This window comes from Achromobacter sp. GbtcB20 (genome assembly GCF_019091095.1).
Taxonomy (GTDB): domain Bacteria; phylum Pseudomonadota; class Gammaproteobacteria; order Burkholderiales; family Burkholderiaceae_B; genus Achromobacter; species Achromobacter mucicolens.
This window is the reverse complement of the sequence record NZ_JAGXJZ010000003.1, coordinates 219999-238131: the sequence shown is the minus strand read 5'-3', so window position 1 is coordinate 238131 and position 18133 is coordinate 219999. Positions and strand designations below refer to the sequence as shown.

At 67.2% G+C, this 18133-nt stretch carries 17 protein-coding genes; 12 read left to right on the top strand and 5 right to left on the bottom strand.

What is annotated here, in order from left to right:
- Positions 1-21 precede the first annotated feature (21 nt).
- From KVT32_RS06325 to KVT32_RS06290, 8 genes are all read left to right on the top strand, one after another.
- Positions 22-1284, top strand: a complete 1263-nt coding sequence (locus KVT32_RS06325; RefSeq protein WP_254636782.1) for an NAD(P)/FAD-dependent oxidoreductase — start codon at positions 22-24, stop codon at positions 1282-1284.
- 7 nt (positions 1285-1291) lie between these two features.
- Positions 1292-1846: a DUF3261 domain-containing protein gene (locus tag KVT32_RS06320; protein WP_056316002.1), complete on the top strand. Its 555-nt coding sequence runs from the start codon at positions 1292-1294 to the stop codon at positions 1844-1846.
- Positions 1843-3042 carry a beta-ketoacyl-[acyl-carrier-protein] synthase family protein gene (locus tag KVT32_RS06315; RefSeq protein WP_217617843.1) on the top strand — a complete coding sequence of 400 codons (1200 nt, stop codon included), beginning with the start codon at positions 1843-1845 and terminating at the stop codon, positions 3040-3042. Before KVT32_RS06320 ends, KVT32_RS06315 begins: the two co-directional genes overlap by 4 nt.
- Complete coding sequence (locus KVT32_RS06310; protein ID WP_056315998.1) at positions 3039-3494, top strand: hotdog family protein; 456 nt, start codon at positions 3039-3041, stop codon at positions 3492-3494. Before KVT32_RS06315 ends, KVT32_RS06310 begins: the two co-directional genes overlap by 4 nt.
- The gene (fabG, locus tag KVT32_RS06305; RefSeq protein ID WP_217617842.1) at positions 3491-4222 is read left to right on the top strand and encodes a 3-oxoacyl-ACP reductase FabG; all 732 of its coding nucleotides are present in this window, start codon (positions 3491-3493) and stop codon (positions 4220-4222) included. Before KVT32_RS06310 ends, fabG begins: the two co-directional genes overlap by 4 nt.
- On the top strand, positions 4222-5448 hold the full coding sequence (locus KVT32_RS06300) for a beta-ketoacyl-ACP synthase (protein WP_217617841.1): 1227 nt from the start codon (positions 4222-4224) through the stop codon (positions 5446-5448). The genes fabG and KVT32_RS06300 overlap by 1 nt, the downstream gene beginning before the upstream one ends.
- Positions 5449-5536: 88 nt before the next feature.
- A complete protein-coding gene (locus tag KVT32_RS06295; RefSeq protein WP_128828003.1) occupies positions 5537-5977 on the top strand; it encodes an excinuclease in 441 nt (146 codons plus the stop codon).
- Between the two features lie 80 nt (positions 5978-6057).
- Complete coding sequence (locus KVT32_RS06290) at positions 6058-6522, top strand: GatB/YqeY domain-containing protein (RefSeq protein WP_217617840.1); 465 nt, start codon at positions 6058-6060, stop codon at positions 6520-6522.
- Here KVT32_RS06290 and dinB read toward each other — a convergent pair.
- Positions 6519-7616, bottom strand: coding sequence for a DNA polymerase IV (dinB, locus tag KVT32_RS06285; protein ID WP_152383987.1), 1098 nt, complete (start codon positions 7614-7616; stop codon positions 6519-6521). The genes KVT32_RS06290 and dinB overlap by 4 nt on opposite strands.
- Positions 7617-7691: 75 nt before the next feature.
- On the opposite strand from dinB, the gene KVT32_RS06280 reads away from it, so the two are divergent.
- A complete protein-coding gene (locus tag KVT32_RS06280; protein ID WP_152383986.1) occupies positions 7692-8114 on the top strand; it encodes a PaaI family thioesterase in 423 nt (140 codons plus the stop codon).
- A 19-nt stretch (positions 8115-8133) separates the two neighbouring features.
- On the opposite strand, the gene KVT32_RS06275 is transcribed toward KVT32_RS06280, so the two are convergent.
- Entirely contained in the window at positions 8134-8589 is a 456-nt protein-coding gene (locus KVT32_RS06275; RefSeq protein WP_056315981.1) for a BPTD_2524 family lipoprotein, read from the bottom strand.
- Between the two features lie 138 nt (positions 8590-8727).
- On the opposite strand from KVT32_RS06275, the gene KVT32_RS06270 reads away from it, so the two are divergent.
- A complete protein-coding gene (locus KVT32_RS06270) occupies positions 8728-10644 on the top strand; it encodes a S9 family peptidase (protein ID WP_217617839.1) in 1917 nt (638 codons plus the stop codon).
- Here KVT32_RS06270 and KVT32_RS06265 read toward each other — a convergent pair.
- Together KVT32_RS06265 and KVT32_RS06260 are read right to left on the bottom strand one after the other, a co-directional pair.
- Entirely contained in the window at positions 10634-11866 is a 1233-nt protein-coding gene (locus KVT32_RS06265) for a GGDEF domain-containing protein (protein ID WP_217617838.1), read from the bottom strand. The two genes, KVT32_RS06270 and KVT32_RS06265, sit on opposite strands and share 11 nt — an antisense overlap.
- A gap of 397 nt (positions 11867-12263) precedes the next feature.
- Positions 12264-13499, bottom strand: coding sequence for an MFS transporter (locus KVT32_RS06260; RefSeq protein ID WP_056315973.1), 1236 nt, complete (start codon positions 13497-13499; stop codon positions 12264-12266).
- Positions 13500-13664: 165 nt separating this feature from the next.
- On the opposite strand from KVT32_RS06260, the gene KVT32_RS06255 reads away from it, so the two are divergent.
- Both KVT32_RS06255 and KVT32_RS06250 read left to right on the top strand, forming a co-directional pair.
- Entirely contained in the window at positions 13665-14480 is an 816-nt protein-coding gene (locus KVT32_RS06255; RefSeq protein ID WP_217617837.1) for a helix-turn-helix domain-containing protein, read from the top strand.
- A 96-nt stretch (positions 14481-14576) separates the two neighbouring features.
- Positions 14577-17195, top strand: a complete 2619-nt coding sequence (locus tag KVT32_RS06250) for a penicillin-binding protein 1A (protein WP_062841860.1) — start codon at positions 14577-14579, stop codon at positions 17193-17195.
- 62 nt (positions 17196-17257) lie between these two features.
- Here the strand turns inward: KVT32_RS06250 and KVT32_RS06245 are convergent, their stop codons facing one another.
- The gene (locus KVT32_RS06245) at positions 17258-17971 is read right to left on the bottom strand and encodes a metallophosphoesterase (protein WP_217617836.1); all 714 of its coding nucleotides are present in this window, start codon (positions 17969-17971) and stop codon (positions 17258-17260) included.
- Positions 17972-18133: the final 162 nt, after the last annotated feature.

The window sequence follows — 18133 nt, the reverse complement described above, 5'->3', positions numbered from 1 at the left end:
TGCCTCTTTCACCAAGGAATCATGGAAACCTCCAGCATGGAACATCGGGAAGTTGTGGTTATCGGGGCGGGCCCCGCCGGCGCGGTTGCCGCGGCACTGCTCAAGCGGCAGGGCCATGACGTGCTCATGCTGGAGCGCCAGCAGTTCCCCCGGTTCTCCATCGGCGAAAGCCTGCTCGCGCATTGCCTGGAATTCGTGGAAGAGGCCGGCATGCTGCCCGCCGTCCAGGCCGCGGGCTTCCAGGTCAAGAACGGCGCCGCGTTCGCCTGCGGCGACGCCTACACGTACTTCGACTTCCGCGACAAGTTCACCGCCGGGCCGGGCACGACCTTCCAGGTGCAGCGCGCGCATTTCGACAAGGTGCTGGCGGACGACGCCGCGCGCCAGGGCGTCGAGGTGCGTTACCAGCAGGAAGTCACCGCCGCGGACTTCGGCAGCGCCGGGCCCTTGCTGGACGTGCGCCGCGCCGACGGCAGCGCCTACCAGGTCAAGAGCCAGTTCGTGCTGGACGCCAGCGGTTACGGCCGCGTGCTGGCCCGTCTGCTGGACCTGGAACGCCCGTCCGGCCTGCCGCCCCGCAAGGCCATCTTCACGCACATCGAAGACCGCATCGACGATCCCGGCTTTGACCGCGAGAAGATCCTGATCACGGTTCACCCCGAACAGCGCGGCATCTGGTATTGGCTGATTCCCTTCTCCAACGGCCGCTGCTCGTTCGGCGTGGTGGGCGGCGATGACCTTTTTGGCGGCCCCGCCGAGGACCTGATGACCACATTGCGCGCCATGGCCGATGCCGCGCCCAACCTGAAGCGCGTCTTGAAGAACGCCGTCTGGGACACGCCGGCCAACACCATCGGCGGATACTCCGCCAGCGTCACCCGCCTGCACGGCCCCGGCTACGCCCTCTTGGGCAACGCCGCGGAATTCCTGGATCCGGTGTTCTCGTCCGGCGTCACCATCGCACTGCGCTCGTCCAAGCTGGCCGCGGACGCCTTGCACCGGCAACTGGGCGGCGCGCAGGTGGACTGGCAAGCCGAGTTCGCCGACCCGCTGATGATCGGCGTGGAAACCTTCCGAGCCTACGTGCAGGGCTGGTACACCGGCGAATTCCAGGACGTCGTCTTCTATCAGCAGGCGCAACCGGAAATTCGCCGCATGATCAGCTCCATCCTGGCCGGCTACGCCTGGGACACGGCCAATCCCTTCGTCGCCAACCCGCAGCGCCGCCTGCGCATGTTGAGCGAGCTGTGCCGCAGCGGCGACAGGCTCGCCCAGCCCGCCTGAACCCGTCATGACCGCCCATCCCGCCTCCTTCCTGTCCGCCTGCCGCGCCCTGGCGATGACGCTGGCCTTGCTGGCGCTGGCCGGCTGCGCGGGCGCGCCGCCCCTGCCCGCGCGCGACGCCGGCTTTTCGCTGCCGCGCCAGTTGCACGTGGTGCAGGCCGCGCCGGGCCAGCCCGCCCAGGACCTGCTGCTGGTGGTCCAGCGCGAAGACGCCGCCTTGCGGTGGTCGCTGTTCGACCCCATGGGCGTGCCGCAGGCGCGCCAGATGCTGGAGCGCGGGCAATGGCGCAACGATGGTTTCATGCGGCCCAACGCGCAGGCGCGCGATCTGTTCGCGGCGCTGATGTTTGCCTGGACCCCGCAGGCCGAACTTGACGCAGCCTACGGCCAGGCGTCGTGGCGCGCGGCCTCGCAAGGCGGCGCCACGCAACGTCTGCTGCTCGATGGCGGCAAGGTGCGCTGGACGGTCACCTATCCCGCGGACTCGCAGAGCCAGGCGTTGTCGATCGGCAGCGCCAGCGGCGTGACGTGGCGCATCACCCCACTGAAGGAGCAGCCATGACGACCTGGCTTGGCACTCCCGGCATCGTCTGCGCGCTGGGTGCTGGCGTGGACGCCGTCGGCCGCGCCGCTTTCGCGGGCGACACCAGCGGCATGCGCGCCCAGGACGGCTGGGTGAACGGCCGCACACTGACGCTGGGCGCCGTCACCGCCGCGCTGCCGCCGGCGCCCCCGCACATGCCCGTGCATCACCACAGCCGCAATAACCAGTTGCTGCTTGCCGCAGCCCTCCAGATCGAGGACCGGCTGCGCGGCGCCATCGCCCGGTACGGCGCCGCGCGGGTCGCGGTGGTGCTGGGCACCAGCACGTCCGGCGTGAACGACAATGCGCCCGCGTTCCGCCATCTGCGCGCGCACGGCGCCTGGCCGGACGACTACGACTACCGCCGGCAGGCCCTGTCCTCGCCCGCCGCCTTCCTTGCGGACTGGCTGGGCGTGACGGGGCCGGCCTACACCCTGTCCACCGCGTGCACCTCCAGCGCCCGCGCCCTGCTGTCGGCGCGCAGGCTGCTGCAGCTGGGCCTGTGCGACGCAGTGATCTGCGGCGGCGCCGACACGCTCTGCCGCCTGACCATCAATGGCTTCGCGACGCTCGAAGCGGTGGACGAAGCGCTGTGCGCGCCCTTCTCGGCCCATCGCCGCGGCATCAACATCGGCGAAGCCGGCGTGCTGTTCCTGATGGAACCCGATCCGGCCGATGCCAACGCCGTGGCGCTCTTGGGCGGCGGCGCCAGCTCCGACGCCTGGCACATGTCCGCGCCCGACCCGACCGGCGAAGGCGCGCGCCGGGCCATGCAGGCCGCGCTGCAATCGGCCAACGTGGACGCCGCCAGCATCGGCTGGCTCAACCTGCACGGGACCGGCACGCCGCACAACGACGCCATGGAAAGCCACGCCACGCACGCGGTGTTTCCGAACGGCGTGCCCTGCGCGTCGACCAAGGCGCTGACCGGCCACACGCTGGGCGCGGCCGGCGCCCTGGAAGCCGCGCTGGCCTGGATCACGCTGTCCGCCGCCAACACGCAGGGCGCGCTGATGCCCCATGTGTGGGATGGCCAACCGGATCCGGCGCTGCCCGCGCTGGACTTCAGCACGTCAGCGCACCGCTACCCGGCGGGCCAGCGGCGGCTCGCCATGAGCAACTCGTTCGCCTTCGGCGGCAACAATGCCAGCCTGGTGCTGGGAGGCCAGCCATGACGACGTGGCCCATCGCCAGCCTGCTGCCGCACGCAGGCGACATGATCCTGCTCGACGCAGTCACCCACCATGACGCGGACAGCCTTACCGCTCAGGCCGTCGTGCGGCCCGGCCCCTACTCGCTGCCCGACGGCTCCCTGCCGCCCTGGCTTGGCATGGAACTGATGGCGCAGGCCGTCGGCGCCTGGGCGGGTTGCCAGGCCCGCCAGGCCAACGAAGCCGTCAAGCTCGGCTTCCTGCTTGGCACACGGCGCTACGAATGCCACGACGCATCGTTGCCCGCCGGCGCCGCCCTCACCATCCACGTCGAACGCGGCCTGATCGACGCCAGCGGCATGAGCGTCTTCGAATGCGAACTGCGCGAGGGCACGCGCGTGCTGGCCCAAGCCCGGCTCAACGTCTATCAGCCCAGCGACCCCAACACCCTTATGCAGGAACAAGCCCCCCAATGAGCGCCGACCCCATTCTCGTCACCGGCTCGAGCCGCGGCATCGGCCGCGCCATCGCGCTGGCTCTGGCCGACGCGGGCCACGATCTGGTGCTGCATTGCCGCCAACAGCGCGCGCAGGCCGAGGCCGTCCAGGCCGAGGTGCAGGCCCGTGGCCGCCAGGCCCGCATCCTTCAGTTCGACGTGGCCGACCGCGCGCAGTGCGCCGCGGTGCTGCAGGCAGACGTCGACGCGCACGGCGCGTATTACGGCGTGGTGCTCAATGCCGCCCTGACGCGCGATGGCGCGTTCCCCGCCCTGACGGGCGACGATTGGGACCAGGTGCTGCGGACCAACCTGGACGGTTTCTACAACGTGATGAGCCCGCTGGCGATGCCCATGATCCGCCGCCGCGCGGCGGGCCGCGTGGTATGCATGACCTCGGTCTCCGGATTGGTCGGCAACCGCGGACAGGTCAACTACAGCGCCTCGAAGGCCGGCCTCATCGGCGCCGCCAAGGCGCTGGCCGTGGAACTGGCCAAACGCCACATCACCGTCAACTGTGTGGCGCCCGGTCTGATCGATACGGACATGATCGACGAGCAGGTGCCCGTCGAAGAAATCCTGAAGGCCATCCCGGCGCAGCGCATGGGCCGGCCCGAAGAGGTGGCCGCGACCGTGGCATTCCTGATGTCCCCCGGCGCCGCGTACATCACGCGCCAGGTCATCGCTGTAAACGGAGGACTTTGCTGATGAAACGCGTCGTTGTCACCGGCATGGCCGGCATCAGCGCCCTGGGATCGGAATGGCAGGCTATCCAGCAGGCTTTCCAGGAGGGCCGCAGCGCCATTCGCGTCATGCCCGACTGGTCGCGCTACACGGAACTGAACACCCGTCTGGGCGGCCCGGTCGAAAACTTCCAGCCGCCCTCGCACTGGACGCGCAAGCAGCTGCGCAGCATGGGCCGGGTGTCGCAGCTGGCGGTGCGCGCCGCCGAAAACGCCCTGGCCGACGCCGGCCTGCTGGGCGAGCGCAGCATCACCGACGGGCGCATGGGCGTGGCCTGCGGATCGTCGGTCGGCAGCACCGCGGAAATCCGCGCCTTCGGCAACATGCTGCTGAACGGCGTGACGGATGACCTGAACGCCAATTCCTACGTGCGCATGATGCCGCACACCACCGCGGCCAACATCGGCATCTTCTTCGAACTGAAGGGCCGGATCATCCCGACCTCCAGCGCCTGCACGTCCGGCAGCCAGGGCATCGGCTACGCCTACGAGGCCATCCGCTACGGCCGTCAGGACCTGATGCTGGCGGGCGGCGCCGAAGAACTGTGCCCCAGCGAAGCGCTGGTGTTCGACGCGCTGTACGCAACCAGCCAGAAGAACGACACGCCGGAACTGACGCCCCGCCCCTACGACCGCGACCGCGACGGACTGGTCATCGGCGAAGGCAGCGGCATGCTGGTCCTCGAATCGCTGGAACACGCCCAGGCCCGCGGCGCGCGCATCCACGCGGAGATCGTGGGCTTTGGCAGCAATTCGGACGGCACGCACATCACCCGGCCCGAGGCGGCCACCATGCGCATCGCGATGGAGATGGCGCTGGCCGACGCCGGCCTGCCGCCCGAGGCAATCGGCTACGTGAACGGGCACGGCACCGCGACCGAACAGGGCGACGTGGCCGAAACGCAGGCGACTTCCGGCCTCTTTGGCAGCCGCATGCCGATCAGTTCGCAGAAAAGCTACCTGGGCCACACGCTGGGCGCCTGCGGCGCGCTGGAATCGTGGTTCAGCATCGAGATGCTCAGGAACGATTGGTACGCGCCCACGCTGAATCTGCAGAATGTCGATCCGCTATGCGGTGAGCTCGACTATCTGGACGGAGACGGCCGGCGCATGAGCAACGAATACGTGATGAACAACAACTTCGCGTTCGGGGGCATCAACACGTCCCTGATCTTCAAGCGCTGGCCCTGACGCGGGCCAGCGCCGCTGGTACCGCTTCCCCGCTTCCCCGCTTCCCCGCTTTCCCGCTTTTCCAACGTCTCATCAAGGAATGCAAGTCATGACCCTCCATTGCAAGCTCGCTGGCGCGCTGGCCGTGTCGTTTGCCCTGACCGCCCCGGTCCTGGCCGCGGATCGCACCGTCCACCTGCCCCTCGCGGCCGCCATCAAGGCCGCGCAGGACGCCGGCAAGATCGACGGCAGCGTCAAGTTCTACCTGGCGGGCACGGGGCCCAAGGGCAAGGTGCTGGAGGCCGGCGTGGTCACCAACCGCAAGACGAACGCCTTTGCCAAGAAGGACGAAGAGGCTTGCGTGTGGGTGGCCCAGTCCGCCGTGATCGCGCTGCATGAAGCCGCGAAGAAGGCCGGCGCCAATGCCGTCACCAATATCGTCAGCTACTACCGCAAGAACGAATACCGCAGCACCACCGATTACGAGTGCCACGCCGGCGCCATGGTGGCAGGCGTCGCGCTGCGCGGCGACCTCGCCACGGTGAAGTAAGCGCAACGGGCCGGGGCCGCCCGGTGCGCCCCGGCCCGGTTTACACTTCCCGATTACCGCAACACCACAAAGGTTTACCGATGAGCACTGCTACGCTCAAGACCCGCCTGTCTGACGCCGTCAAGGACGCGATGCGCGCCAAGGCCGCCGAGCGCCTGACCACGCTGCGATTCCTGCTGGCTGCCGTCAAGCAGAAGGAAGTGGACGAACGCCGCGATCTGTCCGACGCCGAAATCACCGCCATCATCGAAAAGCAGGTCAAGCAGCGCCGCGAATCGATCGCCGCGTTCGAGCAGGCTGGCCGCACGGAAACCGCCGAGCAGGAAAAGGGCGAACTCGCCGTGCTGCAGGAATTCCTGCCCCAGGCCGCGACGCCCGAGGAAGTGGCTGCCGCCATCGACGCCGCGCTGGCGGAAGTGGCCGCGCAAGGCGTGACCGGCGCGCCCGCGATGGGCAAGGTGATGGCGATCCTCAAGCAGAACCTGGCCGGCCGCGCCGACATGACCGCGCTGTCGCAGCAAGTGAAAGCCCGCCTCGCAAACTAAAACGCCCCCCCAAACAGATCCGGCTGGCGCGACTGCTCCGCCGGGTCTGCGAAGTTGCTCATGCCCACGCCCGCCAGCCGGTACAGCGTGTCCGGCGGCAGTTCGACCCGTTCGCATAGCAGCCGAGCCAGCGCGGCCAGTTCCAGGGCGGATGCTGGCGGCTGCGCGCAGGTCTGGCTGCGCGTCAGAATGCGGAAGCGGTCGGTCTTCAGCTTGAGCACCACCGTGCGTCCCAAGGCGCCCTTCTTCAGCGCCTGATCCCACACTTTTTCCGCCATGCGGTCCAGCGCGTCTCCCACGGCATCCAGCCGGACATCGTTGGAAAACGTGGTTTCCGCGGACACCTGTTGCAGCGGCTGGTCCGTCTGCACCTCGCGTTCGTCGATGCCGCGCGCCAGTTCATACAGGCGCCGGCCATAGCGGCCGAAATAGTGCTCAAGTTCCTGCGCGCTGTGCGTCGCCAGGTCGCCCACCGTCTGGATGCCAAGCTGCTCCAGGCGCGCCTGCGTGACCTTGCCCACGCCCGGCACCTTGCGCACCGGCAAGGCCTCCAGAAACGCCAGCACCTTGTTGGGCCGCACCACGAACAGTCCATCGGGCTTGTTCCAGTCAGACGCGATCTTGGCCAGGAACTTGTTTGGCGCCACGCCCGCCGATGCGGTCAGGCCGGTTTCCTCGCGGATCTGCTGGCGGATCACCTGCGCCACCTCGGTGGCCGACGGCAGCCCGCATTTGTTGACCGTGACGTCCAGGTAGGCCTCGTCCAGCGACAAGGGTTCGATCAAATCGGTATGGCGCGCGAAGATCTGCCGCACCTGGCGCGAGACGTCGCGGTAGCGGTTGAAATCGGGCGGCACGTAGATCGCGTGCGGGCAAAGGCGTTCGGCCTTGATGGCCGACATCGCGGAATGGATGCCGTAGCGCCGCGCCTCGTACGAGGCCGCGCACACGACCGAGCGCGGGCCCGTCCAGGCCACGACCACCGGCTTGCCACGCAGGTCGGGGTTGTCGCGCTGCTCCACGGATGCATAGAAAGCATCCATGTCCACATGCACGATCTTGCGCGCGGACTGCGCGGGCGCCTGCCCCGTCATGGCCTCAATCCCGTGGCAAAAACATATATTATGACCGGCGACAATTCGCTATCCCTTCTTGCCCCCGACGGATCCATGACTGCACCCGCCCGCGCCAACACCGACTACTTCGGCCTGACCATTCCTTTCATGAGTTTCATCGGCCTGGTGCCGGAAAGCATCGCGCCCGCTTACGCCCGCACGACGCTGCCGTGGCGCGAAGACTTGACCAACAGCCGCGGCGATGTGCACGGCGGCACGCTGATGAGCGTGCTGGACTTTACCCTGAGCGCCGCCGCCCGCGGCTCGGCCGACGCCACCGAAGGCATGGCCACCATCGACATGAACACCACGTTCCTGTCGCCCGCCACCGGCGATCTGGTCATCGAGGCGCGGTGCCTGCGCCGCGGCGCTTCCATCGCCTTCTGCGAGGGCGACATCCGCCGCGCTGACGGCGAACTGGTGGCGCGCGCCACCGCCACCTTCAAGATCATCCGCCGCCGTCCGGGCGGCGACTGACCTTACCAGGCTCCCTGTCCTACCTGGGCAGGTCGCGCGACGGCTTGACGGGCGGACGCGGATCCAGCGGCATGTACGTGCTGCACGACACCAGCCCGTAGTACACCGCGTCCTGCATGGCGCGCATCGCGGCGGCATCCCACGTGCCCTTGCCCCACATCACGACGCGCACGTCCGTGGACTTCGGGCCCAGCGACTTCAGGTCCACGCGCGACATTTCCCGATCAGAGTACGGCGCCAGCACGCGCACCACACCGGTTTGCGCGCTTTCGTTCAGGTCGGACACGACACGGTAGGCGTTGTCGGTGCTGCGCAGGCAGGCGTTGGACTGGCGGATGACCGCATCGTAGGCGTCCTTGAACGCCACCGGCGCCTTGAATTCGCTGTGCGGCGACGCGCTGTCCGGCGAAATGCCGAGCGAGCAGCCGGCCAACCCCAGGGCCAGCGCCGAGGCCGCGACCAGATTCCTGTACATGTAAATCTCCAGAAGAATTGCCGCGATTATCCCGCAAACCGCCTGGCGGCATAAGTGGGGCCGGTTCGACACCCCTCGCGCGGCTATGGCATTATCGACCGGCCATTGCAACGCGGATCGACATCACGGAGGTTTCCCTTGTTCTCATTCCTGCGCACCGTCCTGGCGGCCGGCATTGTCGGCGCCTCATTGGGTGCCTGCGCCACGCAGCCGCCTCCTCGCGCCTATCCCCTGAAAGATTTCTTCCGCAACCCGGATCGCGGCTTTTTCCGGATCTCGGACGACGGCCAGACGCTCTCGTTCATGCAGCCGACCAGCGTGGACGGCAATCCGGCCCGCATGAACATTTATGTGCAGCCCCTGCAAGGCAGCGAGCTCATCGGCGAACCGCGCCAACTGACCCGCGAGACCGCGCGCGACATCAGCGCCTACTTCTGGAAAGGCGCGGACGTGGTGCTGTACCAGAAGGATTTTGGCGGTGACGAGAACTTCCACGTCCTGGCCGTCAATGCCAAGACCGGGACGATCACCGACCTGACGCCCTACGAGGGCGTGCGCGCGGGCATCGAGGACGACCTGGAAGACGATCCCGACCACGTGCTGATCAGTCACAACCAGCGCGACCCCGAAGTCTTCGACGTCTACCGCGTCAACGTCCACACCGGCGCGGCCGTGCTGGTGGCGCAGAACCCGGGCGACATCGTCGGCTGGCAGACCGACCACGCCGGCAAGGTGCGCGCCGCCGTCGCCAGCGACGGGCTGAACACCACCCTGCTCTACCGCGACGACGAAGCCTCAGACTTCCGCCCCCTCATCACCACCGACTACCGCACCAGCGTCAGCCCCGCGTTCTTCACGTTCGACGACAAGAAGTTCTACGCGCTCAGCAACCGCGGCCGCGACAAGCTTTCGCTCGTCGTCATTGACCCGGCCACGCCGGACGTTGAAGACGTCATCTTCACGCCCGACGCGGTCGACCTGGACGGCGCGGCATTCTCGCGCAAGCGCCGCGTGCTGACCGTCGCGTCCTACCAGACCGACAAGCCGCAATACAAATTCTTCGACGCCGAAACCGAAGCGCTGTACAAGACCCTCGCCGAGCGCCTGCCCGGCTACGACGTCGTCCTGCAGGGCGGCAACCGCGACGAAAACAAGTTCATCGTCGCCGCCTACAACGACCGCACGCCCGGTTCGCGCTACATCTATGACGCGGTGGCCGGCACGCTGACCAAGCTGGCGGACCTGAATCCGGCGATCCCCGAGGCCGACATGTCGCGGGTGCAGCCCATCAGCTACCAAAGCCGCGACGGCCGCACCATCCACGGCTACCTGACGCTGCCTGCGGGCCGCACGCCCAAGAACCTGGCTTGCGTGGTCAACCCGCACGGCGGCCCCTGGGCCCGCGACGGCTGGGGCTACAACCCCGAAGTGCAATTCCTGGCCAACCGCGGATTCTGCGTCCTGCAGATGAACTTCCGAGGCTCCACCGGCTACGGCCGCGACTTCTGGGAAGCGGGCTTCGGACAATGGGGCCTGGCGATGCAGGACGACATCACCGATGGCGTCGAATGGCTGGTCAAGCAAGGCATCGCCGATCCCAAGCGCATCGGCATCTATGGCGCCAGCTACGGCGGCTACGCCACGCTGGCCGGCGTGGCCTTCACGCCGGACCTGTACGCCGCGGCGGTCGACTACGTGGGCGTGTCCAACCTCTTTACGTTCATGAAGTCGATTCCGCCCTACTGGAAGCCGATGCTGGACAAGATGCAGGACATGGTGGGCGACCCGGTGCGGGACCGCGACCGCCTGACCGCCACGTCGCCGGCGCTGCATGCGGACAAGATCCGCACGCCGCTATTCGTGGCGCAAGGCGCCAAGGATCCGCGCGTGAACAAGGACGAGAGCGATCAGATGGTATCGGCGCTCAAGGCGCGCGGCGTCGATGTGGAATACATGGTCAAGGACAACGAAGGCCACGGCTTTCACAACGACGAGAACAAGTTCGAGTTCTACGAGGCCATGGAGAAATTCCTGACGGAACACCTCAAGCCGTAGTGCCCGCGGCTTCGGCCTCCAGGGCATTCGTGGCGGCGGCCGGCTGGCCGCCGCCTGCCCGAACCATCCCCCGGCCGCTCCAGGCCATTTCCACCCGGTCGCGCCCCTGTTCCTTGGCCCGATACAGCGCCACGTCGGCCCGCGCCAGGATCACGTCGGCGCTATCGCCGGGCTGGTAGGACGCCAGCCCCCCGCTCGTGGTCATCTGCACTTCCAACCCCTGCAGGTAAAGCGGCATGTCGCGCAAGGCGTCGCAGACGCGCTGCGCTTGCACCAGCGCGCTCGCCGGATCACAGTCGTACATCAGCAGCACGAATTCCTCGCCGCCCATGCGTCCGAAGCGGTCGCTCGACCGGACCGCGTTCTGCACCACGCGTGCGAAGTGCCGCAGCGCAGTGTCGCCGCCCGCGTGCCCATAGCGGTCGTTGATGGATTTGAAATGGTCGATGTCCAGCACCAGCACCGCCAGCTTCCCGCCGCTGCGCTCGCAACGTTGCAGCTCGCGTTCCAGCTCGTCCAGGATGCTGCGCCGCGAGTAGGCCTGCGTCAGGCTGTCGAACGTCAGCGCGGCCTGCATCTTTTCCGCCTGGCTGGACTGGATCATGAAAAGCAGCGCCAGAAACAGCCCCGGCACCGTGACGGAGCCGCACACGATGAAGAACAGTCCCCACGCCGACGGCTGCAACAGCGACACCGGCGCTTCCACGCCCGCGCCGTAGACATTCACGCGCAGCGCATGCAATCCCACCAGCCCGAAGAAGGCCAGCAGCAGGTAGAGCACGACGCCTTTGGTCTGGATGCGCCGCCGCTGCCGGAAGATGACCCACCCCGTTGCCGCCATCAGCACGCAGGTGTAGCCGGAATACAGCATCATCCGCGACAGCAGGCTGTCGTTGCGATACAGCAGCAGCGCAAAGCCAAACGTGCACAGCGAGCACAACACGGTGGTGCGCAGGATGTGCGGATGCAAGCCGAAGAACTGGCGCACGCCGATGTACACCAGCGCGGCGGACACGGCCCAGGCCGCGTTGGACACCATCACATAGGCCGCGGGCGGCATCATTTCGGCGCACGCGTAGGCCAGCATCGACAGCACGGCCAGCGCATTGGCCGCCATGAACGCGGGCACGCCTTCGACGCCGCGGCCATGAAACGGCAGCAGCAGCGGCAACGCCAGCGCCGTGGCGAGTCCCCACATCAGGAAAAACAAGCTAGTCGTCATGGTTGTTCCGGCTCAGGCCTTCTGGGCCTGCCCCGCCGTTGGGAATTGCAGTTGCACTGGGTTCGCAATCGATAACGCGTTACACGTCAGCATTTTTGATGCTTTTTGTTACCAGAACGACAAAATGACCCGCTGCGCGTTTGCCCATCGAGGCAACGCGCGCCTGTTCGTTCAGAACCTTTACCGCCCGCGCCAAGACGATCGCACGGCCTGCGACGAAAGAATACGCCAAGGCGCCCGCGCCGTGACGTTCCCTTTGCAGTAATTGACAGTTAACTTACGCAAATATCCGTAAAGTTCCGTGCGTCGACGGCCCAGCCATAAGCGCCGCGACCACGCCCCGCGGGCGTGGCGCGCACGTTTGGCGCCGGCATCCTTGCGATCCTCGCGGGCGCCCCTACACGCGCCGCATCTTCGGCAACAGGATGGCCACGACGCCCAGCAGCGGCAGATAGGCGCATAGCTGATAGACATGGCCAATGCTGGTGGCGTCGGCCAGCCGGCCCAGCACCGCTGCGCCCAGGCCGCCCATGCCGAACGCAAAGCCGAAGAACAGCCCCGCGATCATCCCCACCTTGCCCGGCACCAGTTCCTGGGCATAGACCACGATCGCCGAAAACGCCGAGGCCAGCACCACGCCGATGATGACCACCAGCACGCCCGTCCAGAACAGGTTCGCGTGCGGCAGCATCAGCGTGAAAGGCGCCACGCCCAGGATCGACACCCAGATCACGATCTTGCGGCCGATGCGGTCGCCGACCGGTCCTCCCACCACGGTGCCCACCGCCACGGCGGCCAGGAACAGAAAGAGATACAGCTGCGCCTCGCGCACCGACAGCGCGAACTTGTCGATGAGGTAGAAGGTGAAGTAGCTGTTCAGGCTGGCCAGATAGAAGTACTTCGAGAACACCAGCACGCCCAGTACCGCCAACGCGCCCATCACCTGATGGCGCGTGAGCCCATTGTCCGCGCCCTCGCGCCGCGCGCGCGGCTTGAGCAGCACGCGGTTCGCGCTGTACCAGCGGCCGATCCAGATCAGCACCCCGATGCCGAACAGTGCCGCCACCGAGAACCACGCCACGCTGCCCTGTCCGTGCGGAATGATGACCAGCGCCGCCAGAAGCGGTCCCAGCGCCGATCCCACATTGCCGCCCACCTGGAACAGCGACTGCGCCAGCCCGTGCCGCCCCCCCGACGCCATGCGCGCCACCCGCGACGACTCGGGGTGAAACACCGACGAGCCCGTGCCCACCAGCACCGCCGCCACCAGTAGCCAGCCGAAGGACGGCGCCATCGACAGCAGCAAGAGGCCCACCAGCGTGAACCCCATGCCCACCGGCAGCGAGTACGGTTTCGGATGCCGGTCGGTGTACAAGCCGATGAAGGGCTGCAGCAACGACGCGGCAAGCTGGTAGACCAGCGTGATCAAGCCGATCTGCGTGAACGTCAGGCTGAACGAATCCTTGAGCATCGGATAGATGGCGAGCAGGATCGACTGGATCATGTCGTTCATCAGATGCGCCACGCTGATGGCGCCCAACACCTTGAAGGCGGTGGAGGGATCGGACGAGGCGGCCGGTGCCGCGGGCGGAGTGGCGGCCAGGCCGGCGGCGGGATTCTGGGCGGAGTTCATGGGTCGCGCAAGAAAGATTGAAGGACAGCCGGCCAGACGCCGGAACCAGGCCTCAAGTGTAGAAATCCGGCGTCCGCGCGATCTGCCAATTTTCGTCGCCAAAGTGACAAAATAGGCGCACTGCGCTTTTGGGCGTGCCCTCATTCTTTTGCCGGAAGTGACACCATGGTCGTGCGCCCCGCCCCCGATCCCGCGCGCAGCATCAATGCCCAGGACTACCAGCATCGCCCGCGCGTCGTGACGGCAATGGCCAAGGAATTTCCCGCGGGCGCGCAGACCGGCTCGCATTCGCACCCCCGCGCGCAGCTCATCTACGCCATCGAAGGCGTGATGCGCGTCACCACGCCCAGCGGCTTCTGGGCCCTGCCGCCGCTGCGCGCGCTCTGGGTGCCGGCCGGCGTGCCGCACGGCGTGGACATGGTGGGCGCGGTCTCCATGCGTTCGCTCTACATCCAGGCCGAAGCGGCCGCGGGCTACTGGCCCCAGTGCCAGGTGATCGAGGTAAGCGGCCTGTTGCGCGAACTGATCCTGGCGCTGACGGCCGAGCCCATCGACTACCCGCTCGGGGGACGGATTGAACAGATCGCCGGATTGATCCTGGCCGAACTGGCCGCGGCCCGCGTCGTGCCGATTCAGATCCCCTGGCCGCGCGACCGGCGCCTGCAAGCCATTTGCGCGGCCATCCTGGACCAGCCCGGGCTGCAGCGCGGCATCGACGACTGGGGCAGCGAGATCGGCGCAAGCGGCCGCACATTGATCCGATTGTTTCAAAGCGAACTGGGATTGAACTACCGCCAATGGGTGCAGCAGGTGCGCCTGGCCGACGCCGTGTGCCGCCTGTCGCTGGGCGAACCCGTCTCGCGGATCGCCGCGGACCTTGGCTACCGTAGCGCCAGCGCGTTCTCGGCCATGTTCCACCGAGCGCTGGGCGCGCCGCCGCAGCGCTACCTGCAATCCGTCCCCGGCGCCGGAAGCGCCTGACATAACGCTGAATTCCTCCTGGGCGGGCAGATTTCGTTACCGAAACCTTATTGCGCCCTGGGCGGTCTATAGCGTTCTGACCTAGAATCGCCTGCAATGAGCACCCCCCAGCAATCCTCCGCCAACCCGGGCGGCAAATCGGGCCTCCCCTGGAAACCTCTCCTGGTCAAAGCGGGCATCGCAGCCGCCGGCGCAGCCGTGTGCGGCGCCATCCTGCTCGGCCTCGCGCTGGCCTTGGCGTGGCCCAGCCTGCCCGACCTGCACGCGATGACCGACTACCGGCCGCGCGTGCCGCTGCGCATTTACACGGCGGACAAGGTCTTGATCGGCGAATACGGCGAAGAGCACCGCAACGTGCTGCGTTTCGACGAGATCCCCCCGGTAATGCGCCAAGCCGTGCTGGCGGCCGAGGACGACCGTTTCTACAGCCACGGCGGCGTCGACTGGATGGGCGTTGCGCGCGCCGTGCTGACCAACATCGTCAAGGGCTCCAAGTCCCAGGGCGGCAGCACGATCACGATGCAGGTCGCGCGCAACTTCTATCTGTCGTCGGAGAAGACCTACTCGCGCAAGTTCTACGAACTGCTGCTGACGTTCAAGATTGAATCCGAGCTCACCAAGGACCAGATCCTCGAGCTCTACATGAACCAGATCTACCTGGGCCATCGCGCCTATGGTTTCGCCGCCGCTTCGCGCACGTACTTCGGCAAGCCGCTGTCGGAAGTCACGCCGGCCGAAGCCGCCATGCTGGCCGGCATTCCCAAGGCGCCCTCGCGCTTTAACCCCATCACCAACTTCCCGCGCGCGGAAATCCGCCAGCATTACGTGCTGGGCCGCATGAAGACGCTGGGCTACCTGACGCCGGAGCAAACCGAAGAGGCCCTGAACCAGCGCCTCACGATCCGCGGCTCGGACGGCAGCAGCGCGCGCGGCTTCGCGGTGCATGGCGACTATCCCGCCGAGCTGGCCCGCCAGCTGATGTACGGCGTCTTCCAGGAAAACACGTATTCGCAGGGCATCGACGTCTACACCACGATCGATTCCAAGGCCCAGGAAGCCGCCTACCGCGCCGTGCGCGACGGCATCATCGATTACACGCGCCGCGCCGTCTATCCGGGTCCGGAAGACCAGGTCGACCTGCCCGACGGCGTGGAAAAGGATCCGCAGGCGCTCGACGAGGTCCTGGATGGCGTGCAGGAAAAGTCGCCCGACAGCGAAGACCTGCTCGCCGCCGTCGTGCTGGCCGCCAGCCCCACCGAAGTCACCGTGGCGCGCAGCGGACGCGACATCATCACGATCTCGGACAAGAAGGCCCTGGCGGTTGTCGCCCGCGCGCTCAATCCCAAGGCCAGCGACACCCAGCGCATTCGCCGCGGTTCCGTCGTCTACATCCACAAGAACGGCGACAACTGGGAAATCATCAACATGCCGGCGCTGCAGGCCGCGCTGGTGTCGATGGTGCCGCAGGATGGCGCCATCCGCGCCATGATCGGCGGCTTTGACTTCAATCGCGGCCACTTCAACCGCGTCACGCAGGCCTGGCGCCAGCCCGGTTCGAACATCAAGCCGTTCGTTTACGCGGCCGCGCTGGAACGGGGCCTCACGCCCGCCACGCAGATTTCCGACCAGCCCTTCATGCTGACCGCCGAGCAGACGGGCTCGAAGGCCTGGCAGCCCAAGAACGACGGCAACAAGTACGAACCCATGCTGACCCTGCGTCAGGGCCTCATGCGGTCCAAGAACATGGTGTCCATCCGCATCCTGCAGGCGATCTCCCCGCAATATGCCCAGGACTACCTGACGCGCTTCGGCTTCGACAAGTCGCGCTGGCCGGCCGTGCTGCCGCTTGCCCTGGGCGCGGGCGGCGCCACGCCGCTGCAAGTCGTCAATGGCTACAGCGTGTTCGCCAACGGCGGCTATCGCGTGACGCCCTACCTCATCGACCACGTCACGGACCGCTCCGGCAACGTGCTGATGAAGGCCCAGCCCGTCGTGGCCGGCGATGCGCAGGCGCGCGCCATCGACCCGCGCACCGCCTGGGTCATGGACGACATCCTGCGGGACGTCACCGTCAATGGCACCGCCGCCCGCGCGCACCAGGTGCTCAAGCGCAACGACATCGGCGGCAAGACCGGCACCACGAACGACGCGGTCGACGTCTGGTTCTCGGGCTTCACGCAAACGCTGGCCACCACGGTGTGGATGGGCTTTGACCAGCCCAAGTCGCTGGGCACCAACGAGTTCGGCAGCGGTCTGGCGCTGTCCACCTGGCTGGACTACATGCAGCCCGTGCTCAAGGACGTGCCGCAAGCCAAGCCGGCGCCCCGTCCCGATGGCCTGCTGGTGGACAACGGCGAGTACTACTTCTCCGAATTCCCGCCCGGCCAGGCAGTGGCCTCGCTGGACCTGTCTTCCGGCGACGCGCTGACTGATTTCCTGAACAACAACCGCTCGACGGATGGCGTCGACACCTCGGTCAAGCCGCTGCCTCCGGGCGGCGCCGCGGCCCCGCAAGACAGTCCGATCCAACCGCCGTTGATGCCGATCCCGGTGCCGCGCGCGGACGCCGCGCCTGGCCCGCAGGCGCAGGCCATGCCCGCCGCGGGCGGCGTGCAGCCGCCGGCCCTGCCTGCCGCGGCCGCGCCGGCCGACTCGGCCGGCGTAAGCGCCAGCGCCGTGACCAGCCCCGGCACGGTGACCGCCCGGCCGCTGTAAGCGCCGCGCATCACGCAAAACGGGCGCCTCGGCGCCCGTTTTTCTTTTGGGACCCGCCCCCGCTACTCGGCGGCCGCGGCCTCGGTCACGACCTCGCGCGGCCACGCCTGCAGGGATTCCAGATTCAAAAAGGTGAAGTAGCCGCCGTTCCAGCCTTCGGTGTCGATGTGATACACGTTGCCCAGCGCAAGCGGCGATGCCACCGGGGTATGCCCCGCCACCACCGCCCTGACGCCCAGGATGCCGGTGCGGTCCATCTGGCGCAGGCGGTCGCGCGACCACTGGCACGCCGCGCTGGTGCGTTTGTAGCGGTCCTGCAACGCGGATTCCAGCCGGGGCCAGAACAGCACCGGGCAGTCGGCATGCAGCAGTCCGACCGCGCCCGACGAGGTTTCCACCTCGATGGCAATGGGCAGCCGGGTAAAGGCTTCGGCAAACACCGCTTGCCGCTCGGCAGGCAAATCCAGAAACCAGCCGCCGCCGTAACCGCGCCAGTTCTTCACGTCCACTTGCCCGGTGCGCACATGGCGAATCGCGTAGTCCTCGTGATTGCCTTGCACCGCGTAAAACCACGGCTTTTCCAGCCAGTCCAGCGCGGCTTCGTTCTCGGGCCCGCGGTCGACCAGGTCGCCCACGGAAAAAAGCCGATCGAAGACGGGGTCGAACCCCAGTTCATCCAGCGCCTGTTGCAGACGCGAAAAATGGCCGTGCACGTCGCCCACCGCAAAATCGCGGCCGGCTTCATTGCGCGGGACCTTGAGAAAACGCTGCTCCATGATGCTTCGGGTATGCCGCAAGGAAAAATCTGACCCTTCTTTTTAACCCGCTTTGCTCTGTCCCCACGGCCAGCCCGGACGCCGAAAGGGTCAAATAGCGTTACGAGAATCGCTCTTGTTCGTGATAATGTTTCCTCCTTTCCCGTTCCGTTCTTGAGGGGG